At 68.3% G+C, this 16,452-nt stretch carries 18 protein-coding genes; 11 read left to right on the top strand and 7 right to left on the bottom strand.

The annotated features are described in order from the left end of the window. The first annotated feature begins 48 nt into the window (after nt 1-48). Nucleotides 49-417 carry a BlaI/MecI/CopY family transcriptional regulator gene (locus BM417_RS28455; protein WP_093600954.1) on the top strand — a complete coding sequence of 123 codons (369 nt, stop codon included), beginning with the start codon at nt 49-51 and terminating at the stop codon, nt 415-417. Next, on the top strand, nt 414-1,352 hold the full coding sequence (locus BM417_RS28450; protein WP_093600952.1) for a M56 family metallopeptidase: 939 nt from the start codon (nt 414-416) through the stop codon (nt 1,350-1,352). Before BM417_RS28455 ends, BM417_RS28450 begins: the two co-directional genes overlap by 4 nt. 9 nt (nt 1,353-1,361) lie before the next feature. Here BM417_RS28450 and BM417_RS28445 read toward each other — a convergent pair whose 3' ends face one another. The 3 genes from BM417_RS28445 to BM417_RS28435 are packed head-to-tail and all read right to left on the bottom strand — an operon-like array spanning nt 1,362 to nt 3,661. Further along, entirely contained in the window at nt 1,362-1,949 is a 588-nt protein-coding gene (locus BM417_RS28445) for a hypothetical protein (RefSeq protein WP_093600950.1), read from the bottom strand. Nucleotides 1,950-1,964: 15 nt separating this feature from the next. Then, nucleotides 1,965-3,146, bottom strand: coding sequence for a transglycosylase SLT domain-containing protein (locus tag BM417_RS28440; protein ID WP_093600948.1), 1,182 nt, complete (start codon nt 3,144-3,146; stop codon nt 1,965-1,967). A 59-nt stretch (nt 3,147-3,205) separates the two neighbouring features. Next, the gene (locus tag BM417_RS28435; RefSeq protein WP_093601424.1) at nt 3,206-3,661 is read right to left on the bottom strand and encodes a hypothetical protein; all 456 of its coding nucleotides are present in this window, start codon (nt 3,659-3,661) and stop codon (nt 3,206-3,208) included. Nucleotides 3,662-3,949: 288 nt separating this feature from the next. On the opposite strand from BM417_RS28435, the gene BM417_RS28430 reads away from it, so the two are divergent. After that, entirely contained in the window at nt 3,950-4,888 is a 939-nt protein-coding gene (locus BM417_RS28430; RefSeq protein ID WP_093600946.1) for a DUF3152 domain-containing protein, read from the top strand. Between the two features lie 3 nt (nt 4,889-4,891). On the opposite strand, the gene BM417_RS28425 is transcribed toward BM417_RS28430, so the two are convergent. Further along, on the bottom strand, nt 4,892-6,400 hold the full coding sequence (locus BM417_RS28425; protein ID WP_093601422.1) for a multicopper oxidase family protein: 1,509 nt from the start codon (nt 6,398-6,400) through the stop codon (nt 4,892-4,894). Between the two features lie 229 nt (nt 6,401-6,629). On the opposite strand from BM417_RS28425, the gene BM417_RS28420 reads away from it, so the two are divergent. From BM417_RS28420 to BM417_RS28400, 5 genes are read left to right on the top strand one after another with little or no spacing between them, the layout of a single operon-like run. Then, nucleotides 6,630-6,911, top strand: a complete 282-nt coding sequence (locus tag BM417_RS28420; RefSeq protein WP_090063762.1) for a metal-sensitive transcriptional regulator — start codon at nt 6,630-6,632, stop codon at nt 6,909-6,911. Nucleotides 6,912-6,946: 35 nt separating this feature from the next. After that, entirely contained in the window at nt 6,947-7,156 is a 210-nt protein-coding gene (locus BM417_RS28415; protein ID WP_093600944.1) for a heavy-metal-associated domain-containing protein, read from the top strand. Nucleotides 7,157-7,167: 11 nt separating this feature from the next. After that, a complete protein-coding gene (locus tag BM417_RS28410) occupies nt 7,168-8,115 on the top strand; it encodes a hypothetical protein (protein WP_093600942.1) in 948 nt (315 codons plus the stop codon). Between the two features lie 28 nt (nt 8,116-8,143). Beyond that, nucleotides 8,144-10,390, top strand: a complete 2,247-nt coding sequence (locus BM417_RS28405) for a heavy metal translocating P-type ATPase (RefSeq protein ID WP_093601420.1) — start codon at nt 8,144-8,146, stop codon at nt 10,388-10,390. Nucleotides 10,391-10,447: 57 nt separating this feature from the next. Beyond that, complete coding sequence (locus BM417_RS28400) at nt 10,448-11,236, top strand: alpha/beta fold hydrolase (RefSeq protein ID WP_093601418.1); 789 nt, start codon at nt 10,448-10,450, stop codon at nt 11,234-11,236. 45 nt (nt 11,237-11,281) lie between these two features. Here the strand turns inward: BM417_RS28400 and BM417_RS28395 are convergent, their stop codons facing one another. Continuing rightward, nucleotides 11,282-11,860 carry a TetR/AcrR family transcriptional regulator gene (locus BM417_RS28395; RefSeq protein WP_093601416.1) on the bottom strand — a complete coding sequence of 193 codons (579 nt, stop codon included), beginning with the start codon at nt 11,858-11,860 and terminating at the stop codon, nt 11,282-11,284. 180 nt (nt 11,861-12,040) lie between these two features. On the opposite strand from BM417_RS28395, the gene BM417_RS28390 reads away from it, so the two are divergent. After that, on the top strand, nt 12,041-12,520 hold the full coding sequence (locus tag BM417_RS28390; RefSeq protein WP_093600940.1) for a DUF2269 domain-containing protein: 480 nt from the start codon (nt 12,041-12,043) through the stop codon (nt 12,518-12,520). Here the strand turns inward: BM417_RS28390 and BM417_RS28385 are convergent. Further along, nucleotides 12,510-13,085 (bottom strand): TetR/AcrR family transcriptional regulator, encoded by a 576-nt coding sequence (locus tag BM417_RS28385; RefSeq protein ID WP_177320651.1) that lies wholly within the window; start codon nt 13,083-13,085, stop codon nt 12,510-12,512. The two genes, BM417_RS28390 and BM417_RS28385, sit on opposite strands and share 11 nt — an antisense overlap. Before the next feature lie 20 nt (nt 13,086-13,105). Beyond that, nucleotides 13,106-14,509 carry a DHA2 family efflux MFS transporter permease subunit gene (locus tag BM417_RS28380; protein WP_093600936.1) on the bottom strand — a complete coding sequence of 468 codons (1,404 nt, stop codon included), beginning with the start codon at nt 14,507-14,509 and terminating at the stop codon, nt 13,106-13,108. A gap of 136 nt (nt 14,510-14,645) precedes the next feature. Between BM417_RS28380 and BM417_RS28375 the strand changes: the two genes are divergently transcribed. Continuing rightward, nucleotides 14,646-15,008, top strand: coding sequence for a BlaI/MecI/CopY family transcriptional regulator (locus tag BM417_RS28375; RefSeq protein WP_093600934.1), 363 nt, complete (start codon nt 14,646-14,648; stop codon nt 15,006-15,008). Next, the gene (locus tag BM417_RS28370; protein ID WP_093600932.1) at nt 15,005-15,934 is read left to right on the top strand and encodes a M56 family metallopeptidase; all 930 of its coding nucleotides are present in this window, start codon (nt 15,005-15,007) and stop codon (nt 15,932-15,934) included. Before BM417_RS28375 ends, BM417_RS28370 begins: the two co-directional genes overlap by 4 nt. The last annotated feature ends 518 nt before the right edge of the window (nt 15,935-16,452 follow it).

The raw sequence follows: 16,452 nt of genomic DNA, 5'->3' as shown, positions 1-16,452 counted from the left end.
TAGTCAGGACCGGCCTCTCCAGCCGTATCCTTTCCGCCAGGAGGAAAGATGCACGGACTCGGCGAGTTGGAAGCCGCGGTGATGAACGTCCTGTGGCAAGAGCAGCAGCCACTCAAGGTGCGCGAGGTGCTCGACCTGCTCGAAACGGGAAAGAAGCTCGCGTACACCACCGTGATGACCGTGCTCGACAACCTGCACCGCAAGGGCTGGGTCACTCGCGAACTCGAAGGCAAGGCCTACCGGTACGAGCCTGCGTTGAGTCGCGCCGAGGCAGCCGCCCGCACCGTCCGCGATGTCCTCGCCTCGTCGGGTGATCCCGAAGCCGTGCTGATGCACTTCGCGCAATCAGCGACCGAACGCGAGTCCGAGCTCCTGCGCCAAGCCCTGCCGAGGAAGAAGAGGTCGTCCGCGTCATGACGGTCGCGGTCTCGTTGCTGATCGGCGCGGCGCTGATGAGCTGGCTCGCACCCACGGTCCTGGCTCGCCGGGTCGTGAACGGCGGCGATCCACTGGTCGCCATAGTCGCGTGGCTGACGTCTGCGGCGGCTGTGGCTCTCGCCGCGCTCGGCGGCGTCGTCCTTCTCCTCCTCCCGAACCACGGATTCGGGGAACCCCTGCTTGCCGCACTGGACAACTGCTGGTCCTCGGTCCAGCACGGCACTCCGCCCAGTGTCGAGGCCGTCAGCGGCGTCGTAGGCGCCTTGTTGCTACTCGGCCTGAGCGCGCGTCTGGTCGTCGGCGCGGTGGGCAGTGCGCGACGACGTGCACGCAGACGAGCTGACCAGCTCGCGGTCCTGCGCATCGCCGCACGTCGCGATGGTGAGACGTTGTGGCTCGAGCACGGCGAGCCACTGGCGTTCAGCCTCACCGGCCGACCTGGTGTGATCGTGGCGACCGACGGCCTGGCCAAGCAGCTCACCGCTCCCCAGGTGGACGCCGTGCTTGCGCACGAACGCGCCCATCTGACCGGTCGCCATCATCTGATCGTCGCGATCGGCGAGGCGATGGCCGGCGCTTTCCCGTTCCTGCCGCTGTTCAAGCTGGCACCCGGCATGCTGCGTGAGCTGGTGGAGTTGGTCGCTGACGCGGCGGCTGTCCGCGAATGCGGTGCGGACGCGGTGCGGAGTGCCCTGCTCAAGGTGTCTCGCCACGGTGCGCCGGGCACGGCACTGGCGATGAGCGGCACCTCCATGGACGTGCGCGTCGAGCGCCTGCTCGACGGACCCGCTCCGGCAAGCCGACGCCGTCAGCTCTTCTCCTGCGGCCTGGCAGGCCTCACCGCCATGGCTCTTCCCGTCCTGGTCGCTGCGGGCGCGATGTTCGCCGTCGTGACCGTGGCTTGTCCCGCCTGACCAGGCCGCTCACCGGTCGGCAGGCTGTAGCTGCGCCATCTCGGCCCTGACAAGCCAGCGTCCGTCAGGTTGGCGACGCAACGTGACGAATGTTTCGCGGAGCCGGCCGTCGCCTGATCGCCATGTCGACTTCGTGGTCACCGCCGACTGCTCCTCGTTGCCGACAGCCACCTCCACGCTGATCACGACCGCCTTGCCGGTCGCCTCGACGACCAGCGAACCACGCGGGTTGTCGGGGTTCTCAGGCGCGAGGTACGGCAGCACCCGGCGGTTGGCACGGCCGATCTCGTCCGGCGCAGCCGAGTGCGCGGCCTCGACGTAGACCCTCGCCACGGACCGGGGATCGGCGAAGTTCGTGCCCGCCGCCGCTGTCGGTGCGCCCGAGAGCGGCGCCGGCGGTGTTTCGCCTATCGCGGATCGAGCAGCAGGCCCGACAGGTTCCTCGGTCGCCGGCGGCGATTGCAACGACGGTGGAGCCGAGGTGGCCACCGGTGCCTGCTCTCCGTTGGTGTCCCTGTCGATCAACACGGACACCAGCAGCAGACCACCCGCAGCCAGTACGGCCAGCAGAACACCTCGTGGACTGCCGGCTGCCATCGCATCGCTCCTCGATCACGCGGTGAAGCTGATGTGCAGGTGGTCGTAGTGACCGCCGGTGGGATTGGTGACGTCGTACACACCCGCGCCGGTGTACTTCTCGCCCCACCCGCCCTGGTCGCCGGTGGTCGGATCCCAGTAGCGGCCCTGCCAGATGATGTAGCGGATCTTCAACGGACCCGCGTAGGCCCGCGTCCAGGAGGCCATGCGCCAGCCTGCCGCGAGCCGCTCGCCAGCGGGGAACACGCCGAACCGGTCCGGAAACACGTCGCAGGCCTTGCCGGTCGGGTGGTCGCTGAACGGTGTCTCTGGTCGCGCTCCATAGCAGGTGACCGAGGCGATCTGCGGCCCGAAGGCGCTGCGGATCTGCTGCAACGCGTGGGCGGTGGCCGCGGTGAGGCATCCCGCTGTCGTGGGGTCGTCGACGACGCATCCTGTGGGCGGCCCGGTATAGGGCACCGGTGCGGGCAGCCCGGTGAGATCCGCGCCGCCTGGTACCGGTCCTCCGTCACCGGAGGGCGCGCTCGGGGCGGCGGCCCACTCACGTTCGTACTTGCGGATGTTGTCGAGATATCGGCGGATGAGGGACACGCACTCATCGCCGCATCCTGCTTCTCCTGACTGAGGAATTCCGGTGCGGCTCAACATCACCCGGCCGCACCCTGCGATGTGACACACGCTCATCGCGTCGTGAGGATCGAGTGATTTACCAGTCTGCTTGATGTGCGCGGCCATACCGCGCAAGTTGCCGCACAGGAACTTGAGTCCAAGTCTCATGTGGACGGACGGATCGAAGATGTCCGCACCGGACGGAGGCGGAACGCTCACCCACGCCTGTCCACCGAGGTTCTTCCAGTTCGCCTGGTTGATCTGGAGCAGACCGGCCGCACCACCGTTGCTGTCGTTGCTCCACGCGGTCGGCCGCCAGCCGGACTCGGCCTGCACCTCGGCGATGACCCGCAACGGATTGAGCTCAGGGCAGTCCGTGGCGACGAACGACGTGATGATCGGAGCCATTTCCCGAGCCAGCGGTGGAATCTTGGCGATGTCGAAGGTGGCCTGCCCTGTTGTTGCTCCGGCGACTGCACCTTGGTTGCCGTTCTGCACCATGAACGGCAGCACGAACACGAACTGAATCGCCAGGAAGGCCGCCAAGGCGAACACGCACACCGCCAGCACCAGGTGCGGCACCCTCATGAAGCCTCCTGCCGGACATCAACGCGTGACTTACTATCACGAGTAGTACATCCGGTCGGCTAGACCCCTACGGGTGAACACTCGACAGTCGCGCACTCGCGCCGCCGCCACCTCACGACCACGGCAGTGGCGAGCACGGCCAACGACACCAAGGCGAGCAGCGGTTGCAGCGGAGCCCAGACACCGAGCGCGCCGGACACTCCCAGCAACGCCATGACGATCTTGTTGCAGACGGGGCACCCGACCGCGAGCGCGCTGAGCAATGAGCCGCCGTAAACGCGGGCTGATCCAGCACGGTCCTGCTGAACACCTGGCCGGATACCCGCCCACGTGGCCGTGAGGACCGCCGTGAGCAGGAGCACGGGCAGTTCCCACCACCGGACCTGGGTCATGCGGGTGAACATCGAGTTGTCGATGACATCGGTCGGCACACCGACGACCGCAGCGCTCAGCACTGCGCCGGTGAGCGCGCGAGCCCAACTCCACGACCAGGCCTGCACCTGAGCGCCGTCCATCGACACCCCCGCGTATCTACTATCGAAAATAGTAACCTACGCGGCGGCGCCAGTACGACGGAGAAGATTCCTGCCTCACAACACACCGGTCGCGTCCAGCACCAACCAGGCGGCCAGAGCCGCGATCTAGCGCGGCGATCCGAGGCGGGGCGTCAGCCGGCCATTGACCGGTCGCGGGCCGATGCCGCAGGCACCTCCGGCATCCGCCCTTCGGCAGCACTCTCCCCCAGGGACCGGCCTCTCTCCCTACTACGGATCTTCGTAGGTGCTGTGGCATGCTGTTGCGCGATGAAGCAGCAGCTGCGCGAACGCCCGGCCGGCAGGCCGCTGGCCGCCAGGCTGGATCCGGTCCGCGGCCGTTCAGCCCGGCCGTCTCGTCGACGCCCCGTCCGAGAGTGGATCGTGGCGGCGGTCGCCGTGCTCGCCCTCTTCGGACTGAGTGCCGTGGCCGTGCGTGACACGTTGACACCCCCGCCTCCCGAGGCAGCAGCTCCGACGCGGCAACTCGATCAGCCCAATGCCGTCGCGCACGATCAAGCTGGACACACGCTCACCAACCGGACACCTCCCGCACCGAACCCCGATCCGAAGGTCTTCGGTGCGGCGACCGCGTCCGCCGAACTACCACCCGGCGGAGCCTTCACCGTCCAAGGTGGGAAGAAGTGGACGGTTGTTCCCGGAACCAGCCCCGCGGTGGGTGGGCCGAACCGAGTCACCTACACCGTCGAGATCGAAGACGGTGTGCAGCTCGTCGGCGGCCCCGAGACCTTCGCCACCGACGTCAGCACGATCCTCACCGACCCGCGCGGCTGGATCGGCGACAAGCAGCACGGCTTCCAGCGCGTCGACTCCGGCAAGCCCGACCTGAGGATCAGGCTCACCTCGCAGATGACAACCCGCGACGTGTGCGGGTTCGCGATCCCGTTCGAGGGCTCGTGCGTCAACGGCGACAACGTGACGATCAACGTCACGCGCTGGGTGCGGGGCGCGGTCTCGTTCCAGGGTGCCCTGGCGGAGTACAAGCAGTACGTGGTCAACCACGAGGTCGGCCACGGCCTGGGCTACGACCACAAGTCCTGTCAGGAGAACGGTGCGCTGGCGCCCGTGATGATGCAGCAGTCGTGGGGCGTCTCGAACGACTACCTGGCCGCATTGGGCACTGACCGGGTGAGCAAGGACGGCAAGGTGTGCAAGCCCAACGCCTGGCCCTACCCCACTGGCCGGTGACCATCACTCCACATAGGACAGCACCGCCATCATCCCTGCCTCGCCGTGGTACACGTTGTGGCAGTGGGTGAGCCACTGGCCGGGGTTGTCGGCCTCGAAGTCCACGATCAGTTCCCGGTTGGGCAACACGATCGCGGTGTCCCGGCGAGGACCGATCTTGCCGTTCGCCCGCACCTGGAACGTGTGGCCGTGCACGTGCATGGGATGGAACATCTTCGACTTGTTCTGCATCCGCAGCCGTACCACCTGCCCGGAGCGGATCGGCAGTCCTTCTGTCGGGTCGTAGACCTTGCCGTTGATCGTCCAGGTGTACTTGTCACCGGGGCCTTCCAGGACGAGATCGTGGGTCACGTCCGGCTCACGCAACGGCAGGGCGACGCCGTCCGCCGCCCGGAGTGCGTTCATCTCGGGCACCACCAGCTTCGCCAGTTCCGCGGCGAGCGCTTCACTGTCCGCTGACGCCGCCACTCCGGTGGACAGCGTTACCTGAGCGAACAACCCACGGCCCTCGGCGAGGGCGAGCACCGGCACAGTCCGATCAGGCACGGTCACGACGCAGTCAAGCCGCTCCCCCATGCCCAGCAGCACGACGTCCAGCTCCACCGGCACCACGGGGAAGCCGTCCGCGTGGGTCACGGTCATCGGCGCCCCTGGCACACCGACCCGGAACACCGTGTCGGCCGCCGCGTTGATCAACCTCAACCGGATGCGCTGCCCCGGCTTGGTGGCGAAGGTCCGCGGGGCCTTCCACACCTTGCCGTTGGCGAGCACGTGCGGATAGATGACGTCGCCGGCATCGCCCCCGAGCAGCTCGGACTTGGGCATGGCGGGCATGCCGGGCATCGAGCCGTGGTCCATGCCGGGCATGCCGTTGGCGCGCAGCTCGTCGAACACGGCATCCGGTGTCCGGCCGAGTCCGTCGAGCCAGTCGTCGAGCACGATGACGAGTTCGGTGTCGTAGTTACTGCCGTCCTCCGGGTCCTCCACGATCAGCGGCGCATAGAGGCCGCGATCGAGCTGCACGCCCGAGTGCGGATGGAACCAATAGGTTCCGGGGTCTGGCGCGGTGAACTCGTAGGTGAAGGAACCACCCGACACGATCTCACTCTGAGTGAGGTCCGGTACGCCGTCCATGTCGTTGCGCAGTGCAAGGCCGTGCCAGTGGATGCTCGTCGGCTGGGGCAGCTGGTTGCGCAGCTCGACGTTCAACAGATCGCCGCGCCTGATCCTGATCTCCTTGCCGGGAAGGTCACCGTACGACCAGGTGCTCGCCGTAACACCACCCAGGTCGACTTCGGTCTGAACCGCGGCGAGCTTGACCGACGTCTTCCGCGCACCCTCGATCTGACGGGCGCGCTCGGCGGCCGCCACCTTTGGCGAACTGGGCCCGATCAATGTTCCGCCGGAGGGCCCGCCGCCGCTCGCGCAGCCTGCGGCGCTTGTGGCCACCGCGAGGCCGAAACCGAGCCGGAAGAGGCCCCGGCGGCCGAACGATGCGGGCTGAGCAGTCATGTCGTCCTCCAGAATCATCTACTAAGACGCATAGTAGTTATGCAACTCTACGGTCATCCATCGCCACCTGGCCGATGCGTGCCTCAGGTCACAGCAGATACCCCTACCCCGTATAGCCATGGACTCTTGCACACCCATACCCCCCTTAGGTATAAAGGTGGCAAGCGCCCGTCGTTCCCCCGGTCAGTTGCGACCGGCCGCGCGACGGACCGATCGACAGGAGCGGTAGATGCACGGCTACACCGACAACAAGGAAGCCCACCTGCGCCGCCTGAAGCGCATCGAGGGCCAGGTGCGCGGTCTGCAGCGGATGATCGAGAACGACGACTACTGCATCGACGTGCTCACCCAGATCTCCGCGGCGACGCGCGCACTCCAGGCCGTCTCACTGGGACTGCTCGACGAGCACCTGAAGCACTGCGTCAGCGAGGCCATCACCGAAGGCGGCACCAAGGCGGACGAAAAGATCGCCGAGGCCAGCAACGCCATCGCCCGTCTCGTCCGCTCCTGACCACCCGGTCCCACCCGTACACGAGGAGTTCCCCCATGGCCGAGTCCACCTACACCGTCACCGGCATGACCTGCGGACACTGCGTCAGCTCGGTGACCGAGGAGATCAGCCAGATCGGCGGCGTGCAGAAGGTCGACGTCGAGCTGGCCAGCGGCAAGGTGACCGTCATCAGCGACCAGCCGGTGGCGGAGGACAACGTCCGCGCCGCGGTCACCGAGGCCGGCTACACGCTCGTCGCGAGCTGAAAGGACCGGAGATGAACACCGCCACGAAGGTGACCGCCTACGCGGGCGTGCTGGCGATCGTCTTCGGCGGCGCCTGGGCTGCCGGCGCTGCCGTTGGCCCGACCGGTGGTGCGACCGCGCCGGCCGCGACGGACCACGGCGCCGCGCAGACCCCCTCCAGCAACAGCGGCGACGAGCTGCCGCCCGGTCTGTCCGTCGCGGAGAACGGCTACGTGCTCAAGCCCTTGCGCACCACCGCGACCGCCGGCGAACAGCAGCCGTTCCAGTTCACGATCGGCACCCCCGACGGCGGCACGATCACGAAGTTCGACGTGGAGCACGAGAAGCGGCTGCACCTCGTGCTGGTACGGCGCGACGGTTCCGGTTTCCAGCACGTGCACCCGGAAATGGCCGCGGACGGAACGTGGTCGGTGCCGCTGACCCTGCCTGCCGCCGGCAGCTACCGGGTCTTCGCCGACTTCAAGCCGGAGAACGGCACCAAGACCACGCTCGGCACTGACATCCAGGTCGCGGGCGGCTACGAGCCGAAGCAGTACGACACCGATACACGTGAATTCACAGTGGACGGTTACACGGTCCGCCTCGACGGGGAGCTCAAGCCCGGCGCGGAAGCCATGGTGACCACGACCGTCACCAAGGACGGCAAGCCGGTCACCGACCTGCAGCCCTACCTGGGCGCGAACGGCCACCTGGTGGCATTGCGCTCGGCCGACCTCGCCTACCTGCACGTCCACCCGATGGACGCACCGGGCGCCGGTCCTGAGGTGAAGTTCGTGGTCGAGGTGCCGACCTCCGGTCGCTACCGCTTGTTCCTGGACTTCCAGCACGAGGGCAAGGTCCGCACCGCCGAGTTCACCCTCGGCACCACCGGAACCGCCCCCGCACCGTCCACACCTTCCACGTCCACATCCGCTCCGGCCACCCCGCCTGCCGACGACCACGGCGGTCACGGTGGCTGAGCCCGGCACCCTCGAGGAGGCGCGCTCCATGAGTTCACCGACCAGTGAGATCGAGCTGTCGATCGGCGGCATGACCTGCGCCTCCTGCGCCGCGCGGATCGAGCGCAAGCTCAACAAGCTCGAAGGCGTCCAGGCCAGTGTCAACTACGCCACCGAGAAGGCCAGGGTCAGCTTCCCCGAGTCGCTGACCGCCGAGGACCTGGTGAAGGTCGTCGAGAACACCGGCTACTCGGCCGAGCTGCCCGCTCCCCCGCAGACCGGCGAGAACGCGGAGAAGACCGAAGAGGATCCGACGCGCTCGTTGCGGCAGCGGTTGATCACTTCGATCGTGCTCACCGTGCCGGTGATCGCACTCGCCATGATCCCCGCGCTGCAGTTCACCTACTGGCAGTGGCTGTCGCTCACGCTCGCCGCACCCGTCGTGGTGTGGGCCGCATGGCCGTTCCACAAGGCCGCGTGGACCAACCTGCGGCACGGCGCCGCGACGATGGACACGCTGATCTCGATCGGCGTCGGCGCTGCGTTCCTGTGGTCGCTGTACGCGTTGTTCCTGGGCACCGCCGGTGTACCGGGCATGACGCACGGCTTCTCCCTCACCGTCGAGCGGATGTCCGGCGCGGGCAACATCTACCTCGAGGTCGCAGCGGGCGTGACGACGTTCATCCTCGCCGGCCGCTACTTCGAGGCCCGCTCCAAGCGTCGCGCCGGCGCCGCACTGCGTGCCCTGCTCGAACTCGGCGCCAAGGAAGTCGCGGTGCTCCGGGATGGACGCGAGCAGCGCATCAGCATCGACGACCTGTCGGTCGGCGACCGGTTCGTCGTGCGGCCGGGCGAGAAGATCGCCACGGACGGCGTGATCGAGGAGGGCAGCTCGGCGATCGACGCGAGCATGCTCACCGGCGAGTCGGTGCCGGTCGAGGTCACCACCGGTGACGCGGTCGTCGGTGCGACCGTCAACGCGGGTGGCCGGCTCGTCGTACGCGCGACCCGCATCGGCGCGGACACGCAGCTGGCGCAGATGGCCAAGCTCGTCGAGGACGCCCAGAGCGGCAAGGCGGAGATCCAGCGCCTGGCCGACCGGGTCTCCGCGGTCTTCGTGCCGATCGTGATCGCACTCGCCGTCGGAACGCTGGCGTTCTGGCTCGGTGCCGGTTCGGGTGCCTCGGCGGCGTTCACCGCCGCGGTCGCAGTGCTGATCATCGCCTGCCCGTGCGCGCTCGGTCTCGCCACGCCCACCGCGTTGCTGGTCGGCACCGGCCGCGGCGCGCAGCTCGGCATCCTGATCAAGGGTCCGGAGGTGCTGGAGTCCACCCGGCGGGTTGACACCGTTGTGCTGGACAAGACCGGCACGGTGACCTCGGGGCAGATGAGCCTGGTCGAGGTCCACTCGGCAGACGACGTGACCGAGGAGGAGGTGCTGCGCCTGGCCGGTGCGCTGGAGCACGCCTCCGAGCACCCGATCGCCAGGGCGATCGCCACCGGTGCCACCGAACGCGTCGGCGAGCTTCCCGCGGTCGAGGGCTTCCAGAACCTTGAGGGCCTCGGAGTCCAGGGTGTCGTCGGCGAGCACGCCGTCCTCGTCGGCCGCGCTCGCTTGCTCGAGGAGTGGAGCGTCCGGCTCAGCGAGAAGCTCACCACCGCCAAGAAGGAGGCGGAGGACAAGGGCCGTACCGCCGTGCTGGTGGCCTGGGACGGCGAGGCACGCGGTGTGCTGGTCGTGGCCGACACGGTCAAGCCCACCTCGGCCGAGGCGATCACCGGACTGCGAGCGCTCGGTCTGCGTCCGGTTCTGCTGACCGGGGACAACGAAGCCGTAGCCAAGGCCGTGGCCGCAGAAGTCGGGATCGACGAGGTCATCGCCGAGGTCCTGCCCAAGGACAAGGTCGACGTGGTCAAGCGCCTGCAGTCCGAGGGCCGCGTGGTCGCGATGGTCGGCGACGGCGTGAACGACGCCGCCGCACTGGCCCAGGCCAACCTCGGGCTCGCGATGGGCACCGGCACGGACGTCGCCATCGAGGCCAGCGACCTCACGCTCGTGCGGGGTGACCTGCGGGCTGCGGTGGACGCGATCCGGTTGTCGCGCCGCACGCTCGGCACGATCAAGGGCAACCTGTTCTGGGCCTTCGCCTACAACGTGGCCGCCCTGCCGCTGGCCGCACTCGGCCTGCTCAACCCGATGATCGCCGGGGCCGCGATGGCGTTCTCGTCGGTGTTCGTGGTGAGCAACAGCCTGCGCCTGCGGGGCTTCCGCAGCGCGAACAAGCACACCGTCTGACCAGGTGGTCCGGCTCGCATCCGCGAGCCGGACCACCTGCACACTGAGGGGGCAGTGATGCAGGACAGCTACGTCACCAGGGCAGGCGCGAAGATCGCCTACGAACTCACCGGATCCGGACCACTTCTCGGCTACGCCCACGGCGTCTTCCTCAGCCGCGCCGCAGTCCGCCGCCTGCACCTTCTCGACTTCGACGCCCTCGCGGCCGATCGCCGGCTGCTGACCTACGACCAGCGCGGCCACGGGCACTCGACCGGCCGCCCGATCGCGGACGACTACCGCTTCGAGAACTTCACCCTCGACCTGCTCGCCCTGCTGGACGGGCTGAGCCTCGACGAGCCGATCGACTTCATGGGCTCCTCGCTGGGCTGCGACGTCGCGTTGCGCGCCGCCCTCGCCGAACCCGAACGCTTCCGCAGCCTCGTGCTGATCATTCCACCGGTGGCGTGGGAGGAAGGTCCGAACCAGGCACGGCAGTGGTACACCGACAGCGCCGAGGTCATCGAGTCGCGCGGCGCCGCGCACTGGCGGCAGGAGTGGGCCAGGAGGGAACCTTTGCCGATCTTCGCCGACTACCCGGCCTTCGACCTGACGCCCGACATCCCGGACGAGCTGCTCGCCCCGATCCTGCGCGGCATCGGCGAGTCGGACCTTCCGGCGCCGGAAGAGATCGCGACGCTCGCTCATCCAGCGCTGATCCTCACGTGGGACACCGACCCGTTGCATCCGGTGTCGACTGCGAAACGTCTGCACGAGTTTCTGCCCGACTCGACTCTGCACGTGTCGACCACCGTCGCGGACGTGCAGACCTGGACGACCCGAATCGCCGACTTCCTGGCTCGTTAGGAACTACCTCGAATACCGGCAGGTGGGGCGAACAACGAGACAAGGTCAGGCGATCGGACGAAGGCCGGCGAGCGTGACCGCGACAAGCCGGCGAACAGCAGCCTTGGAAGGCAAGGTGCCGGCCGCGGCAAGTGCGTGAACGCAGTAAGCAGCGAGTTCCGCAGGAGCCACGTCTGCTCTGACCTCACCGGCCGCCGCGGCCTCGGCCAGCAGGTCGCGGATCACGTGACGAACCTGCTCCTGTGCGTGACCGACCTGCTCGTCGCGGTGCAGGAGCGCCACGAGGTCGGTGTCGAAGTGGCCATGCGAGCCGTGCGAGATCACAGCGAACGCCTCGAGGACTGCTTCGAGGCGCTGGGCAGGCCCGACCGCCTGGTCGCGAACGTCGATCAGATGGGCGAGGTGGTGAGCGATCCGCTCCGCATGCCAGGCGCGCAGGATCGCCTCGACATCCGGGAAGTACTTGTAGAGCGTCGCGCGCCCGATGCCAGTCTGCTCCGCGATCTGCGACATCGTCACGTTCAGCAGGCCACGCTCGGCCACCAACGCCGCAGTGGTGGCCAGGATCGCGTGACGCACGTCGCGGCGGTGTGTCTCGATCGTCTCGTTCCACAGCTTCGGCACGTTCACATCCTACGGGATCGAGACACTACGTCTTGATAAATACAGAGTGTCTCGTAAACTGTCGTTCATGGCTGACACACCGCGTTGGGTGAAGATCATGGGCATCGTCATTGCCGTGGTGATCGTGTTGTTCCTCGTCTTGCTCGGTCTCCCCATCGAGCACGGCCCAGGCATGCACCGATGAAGCCGCGCCTGCGCAAGCTCGCCCTGGCCCTGCACATCGCGTCCTCGGTGGGCTGGTTCGGCGCCGTGCTCACGTTTCTGGCCGTGGCGGTCGTCGGGGTGACCACTCAGGACGATCGCGTAGTGCGCGCCGCGAACCTGATCGCGGAACCGATCGTCTGGTACGTGGTTCTGCCGTTCGCGGTCGCGTCCCTGTTGACCGGCCTGGTTTCGTCGCTCGGCTCCGCATGGGGCCTGTTCCGGCACTACTGGGTGATCTTCAAGCTGGCGCTGAACGTGTTCGCCACCGCGGTGCTGCTCATCTACACGCGCACGGTGGATCAGTTCGCCGCGGTCGCGGCTGATCCGGCTTCCGACCTGGCGCCGCTGCGGTCGCCGACGTTCGTGGTGCATGCCGGTGGAGCCCTCGTGGTTCTGGTCGTGGCGTTGACACTCGCTGTCTACAAGCCACGCGGTGCGACCGGGCTCAGGATTTGAGGGCGGGCAGCAGGGTCGCCTCCAGCACATCGGCTGCGTCGTCTGCCTTGAGCTGTCCGGTGTTGACGTCCTCCGCGGCCGCGTGCAGCAGGCTGTAGACGGTGGTCACGAGCCAGGTCATCGGCAGGTCGGACCGGATCACGCCCTCCAGCCGGCCCCGTGCGAGCAGGCCCTCGACGTGGTCGACGACCTCGCGATGCCGTTGCCGCAGCCGGACCGGGCCAAGCTCGCGCTGGGCGAGTTCGAAGAGCTTGCGGTGCTGGTTGAGCACGTGCCAGGACGTCCGCAGCAGCCGCCCGAACGCCTCGGTCGCGGAGCCTTCCTCTGGCGCCGCTTTCCTGATGACCTCGCCTGCCTCAGCGATTGTCCGGTCCAGCACTGCTTCGAGCAGCACCTCGCGGGACGGGAAGTGGGCATAGAGGGTGACCCGGCCGACGCCCGCGGCACGCGCGATCGCCACCATGCTCGACTGCGGTTCCTCGGTGAACAGCACCAGGGCGGCGTCGAGGATGGCGGCGATGTTGCGTTCGGCGTCAGCGCGGCGCCGGGTCTCCGTAGTGGCCACGTCCGGAAGCCTACGGCCGATCAGTGCGCGAACACCGGACCATCGGTCGCGGGCGGACGGCCTGCCGGAACGAGCAGCGTCGCGCCCACCGCGGCCACGGCTGCCGCGATCGCGGTCGCGGTGAACGCGGCACCAAAGCCGGCGATTGGGCCGCCTCCCTGCAGGCTCTGGGCGGCGATGGTCGACACGAACGCGATGCCGAGGGTGGCCCCGAGCTCGTGCCCGGTGTTGATCAGGCCCGACGTCGTGCCCGCGTCATGGGGACCGACGTGCGCCATCGCCGTAGTCGTCGCCGTGACGAACGTGGCCCCGAGGCCCAGACCGGAGATCAGGAAGCCGGGCAGGACCGCCGTCAGGGCGTTCCCGGAGGCCGGCACCTGGGCCAGCAGCACCGCACCCACCGCAGCGAGGCCGAACCCGACGGCGACGGCCGGGCGTCCGCCGAACCGGTTCACGACACGAACACCGAGGTGGGTGCCGAGCCCGATCACCAGCGCCACCGGCAGGAAGATCAGCCCGGTCTCGAGGGCGTCGAGGCGCAGCACGTGCTGGAGGTACTGGGAGTTGAGGAAGAAGTTCGCCAGCAGCAGGCCGGAGGCGGCCAGCATGACCAGGTTGCCGGCCACCACGGGGCGCCGGGCAAGCAGCTCCAGCCGCACCAACGGCTCGGCGACCCTGCGTTCGACGACGACGAACATCACGAGCAGCCCAAGGCCGGCGGCGAGGAAGTACGGTGTGCTGCCGCCACCCCAGCCGGTGTCCCCCGCGCGCACCAGCGCGTAGATCAACGCGCCGATCGCCAGCACCACGATCAGCGCACCTGGAATGTCGACCTTCCCCGGTGTCCGTCCACTTCGGCCGGACGGCACCAATCGCGGCAGCAGCACAGCGACGAAGACGCCGACGGGCACGTTGATGAAGAACACCCACTCCCAACCGGGCCCGGCGGTGAACAGGCCGCCCAGAAGAACTCCGACTGCGGCGCCCGCTCCGGCGATCGCCGCCCACACGCCGAGCGCACGGTTGCGCTCCTTCCCGTGGAAGGTCGTGGTGACGATCGACATCGCCGCCGGGGACAGCAATGCCGCACCGACGCCCTGTGCGGCGCGCGCGACCACCAGTGTGGTCGCGTTCCCGGCGAACCCGGACGCCAGCGACGCGACCGTGAACACGGCCAACCCGACGAGGAACACGCCCCGTCTGCTGATCGTGTCGGCCAGCCGGCCGCCCAGCAGCATCAGCCCGCCGAAGCACAGCGTGTACGCCGTGACCACCCACGTCAGCGCTGCGCGGTCCAGTCCGAGATCGGTCGCGATGACCGGAAGCGCGACGTTCACGACCGTCACGTCCAGGATCACCATGAACTGGGCCAAGCACAGCAGCACCAACACCCACCAGTTCGTTCGCACGGCGATCTGACTCATACCTACCCCTTAACCCGAACACGTATGTTCGAGTTAACGTACGCCAAGGCAAGCCATAAGTCGAACAGTGATGTTCAGTTTAGTGTGCTGTCTCGATGCCCAGGCATACTTCCCATCTGCGGAAGGGGTATCGACGATGCGCGGACTGGGTGAGCTGGAAGCCGCGGTGATGGACGTGCTGTGGCACGCCCGAGAGCCGCTCAAGGTGCGCCAGGTGCTCGAACGGCTGGACACCGGCAAACAACTCGCCTACACCACCGTGCTCACCGTGCTGGACAACCTGCACCGCAAGGGCTGGGTGTCCCGCGAGCTCGAGGGCAAGGCCTACTCGTACCAGCCCACCATCAGCCGCGTCGAAGCCGCTACCAACGCCGTGCGCGACGTGCTCGTGGCCTCCGGCGATCCCGAGGCAGCACTGCTGCACTTCGCGCAGTCCGCGACCGCCGAGGAGTCCGCGGTGCTGCGCCGGGCCTTCCGCAAAAAGGCCACCGGGAAATGACTGTCGCGCTGGCCCTGCTGCTCGGGTCCGCCGCGGTGGGCTGGCTGGCACCGCGCCTGCTGCGGCGACTCAGCGACCCTGCGGTCGCCGTCGCCGCCTGGCTCAGCTCGATCATCGCGGTCGTGGCTACCTCGGCCGTCGCCATGGTGCTGCTCCTGCTGCCCGAGCACGGCCTCGCCGCCCTCGACAACCTGCACCACTGCTGGGAGTCGGTGACCCACGGCACCACACCCACGATCGAAGCGATCAGCGGCATCGCCGGCGGCACTCTGGTGACCGCGCTGCTCATTCGGTGCGCGATCGTCGGCGCACGCGGCGCCCGGCAAAGGGCCCGCGCCCGCGAGGAACACCTCTCCGTCCTGCGCCTCGCCGGACGACGCGAACCCGGCGCGCACCCCACGGTGTGGCTCGACCACGACCGCCCGCTCGCGTTCAGCCTCGCGGGCAAACCCGGCATCGTTGTCGCCACAGAAGGACTACACCGCCACCTGAACCCCGACGAGGTCGACGCCGTCCTCGATCACGAGCGAGCGCACCTCGACGGACGTCATCACCTGCTGGTCGCCGCCGCGAACGCGGTAGCCGCCGCACTGCCGATCCTGCCGCTGTTCAAGCGCGCGGCGAACGCGATCGGCGAACTCGTCGAGATGTCAGCCGACCTGACCGCCGCGCGCACCCACGGCGCCGACACCGTCCGAGCCGCCCTCTTGCGCGTGTCGTGCCACGGCGCTCCGAACTCCGCCCTCGCGATGAGCAGGGACGCATTGGAGGTGCGTCTGGACCGCCTGCAGCGGCACCGGCTGCCGAATCGCACGCGCAGGCTGGTTTCGGGCGGGATCGCCAGCATCACCGCCATGGCGCTCCCCCTCGCCGGCGCGTCCGCGGCGATGTTCACACTGATGCTGCTGACCTGTTCGCCGAACTGACGGTCGCCGACGCGAACAAGCCGACGGCCGCACCAGTTGATCCAGCGAGCACGATCGCGCCCGCCCACAGCGACACCGGCCAGCACGGGGCGAGCACGTGCCACCAGAAGGTCTGCGGCGATTGCACCGACCGTGGCCCCGACAACAGCGCCCACCGGGATCAAAGGGAACCCGATGACGGCTACCGGCGGCCACGCGTCGACATGCCTCTTCCATCGATATGGGCCTCGGCATCCAGCCCTACCCCTACCGGGTATCGAAGTCGAAGACGCCGGCACGACCATCAGCGCGTGCCCGCGGAACGGGATCGCCGCATCTCCGATCATGGTCGTCGCCGGCAGCGCCTCGGCCTGGTCCGCACAGCGGTAATCCCGCCCTCAAGCTACGAGAAGCCCAAGTTCGCGCGGCACGCTGGAGTATCGAATTTCGCGCGACGAAAGTTGACGCCGCGGTCAGTCCGGGTCGGGTGGAAGGGCTTCGACCAGGTTCGAAGGACCCTCTCGGCGCGTGGCGGTCTC

The sequence above is a fragment of the Lentzea waywayandensis genome (assembly GCF_900115955.1).
Classification (GTDB): domain Bacteria; phylum Actinomycetota; class Actinomycetes; order Mycobacteriales; family Pseudonocardiaceae; genus Lentzea; species Lentzea waywayandensis.
Note: the sequence above shows the minus strand (reverse complement) of the source record. Positions and strands in the feature narration are given on the sequence as shown.

Coding starts and splice junctions, on each gene's coding strand:
- BM417_RS28455 (WP_093600954.1), top strand. CDS start 49: ATGCACGGACTCGGCGAGTTGGAAGCCGCGGTGATGAACGTCCTGTGG.
- BM417_RS28450 (WP_093600952.1), top strand. CDS start 414: ATGACGGTCGCGGTCTCGTTGCTGATCGGCGCGGCGCTGATGAGCTGG.
- BM417_RS28445 (WP_093600950.1), bottom strand. CDS start 1,949: ATGGCAGCCGGCAGTCCACGAGGTGTTCTGCTGGCCGTACTGGCTGCG.
- BM417_RS28440 (WP_093600948.1), bottom strand. CDS start 3,146: ATGAGGGTGCCGCACCTGGTGCTGGCGGTGTGCGTGTTCGCCTTGGCG.
- BM417_RS28435 (WP_093601424.1), bottom strand. CDS start 3,661: ATGGACGGCGCTCAGGTGCAGGCCTGGTCGTGGAGTTGGGCTCGCGCG.
- BM417_RS28430 (WP_093600946.1), top strand. CDS start 3,950: ATGAAGCAGCAGCTGCGCGAACGCCCGGCCGGCAGGCCGCTGGCCGCC.
- BM417_RS28425 (WP_093601422.1), bottom strand. CDS start 6,400: ATGACTGCTCAGCCCGCATCGTTCGGCCGCCGGGGCCTCTTCCGGCTC.
- BM417_RS28420 (WP_090063762.1), top strand. CDS start 6,630: ATGCACGGCTACACCGACAACAAGGAAGCCCACCTGCGCCGCCTGAAG.
- BM417_RS28415 (WP_093600944.1), top strand. CDS start 6,947: ATGGCCGAGTCCACCTACACCGTCACCGGCATGACCTGCGGACACTGC.
- BM417_RS28410 (WP_093600942.1), top strand. CDS start 7,168: ATGAACACCGCCACGAAGGTGACCGCCTACGCGGGCGTGCTGGCGATC.
- BM417_RS28405 (WP_093601420.1), top strand. CDS start 8,144: ATGAGTTCACCGACCAGTGAGATCGAGCTGTCGATCGGCGGCATGACC.
- BM417_RS28400 (WP_093601418.1), top strand. CDS start 10,448: ATGCAGGACAGCTACGTCACCAGGGCAGGCGCGAAGATCGCCTACGAA.
- BM417_RS28390 (WP_093600940.1), top strand. CDS start 12,041: ATGAAGCCGCGCCTGCGCAAGCTCGCCCTGGCCCTGCACATCGCGTCC.
- BM417_RS28380 (WP_093600936.1), bottom strand. CDS start 14,509: ATGAGTCAGATCGCCGTGCGAACGAACTGGTGGGTGTTGGTGCTGCTG.
- BM417_RS28375 (WP_093600934.1), top strand. CDS start 14,646: ATGCGCGGACTGGGTGAGCTGGAAGCCGCGGTGATGGACGTGCTGTGG.
- BM417_RS28370 (WP_093600932.1), top strand. CDS start 15,005: ATGACTGTCGCGCTGGCCCTGCTGCTCGGGTCCGCCGCGGTGGGCTGG.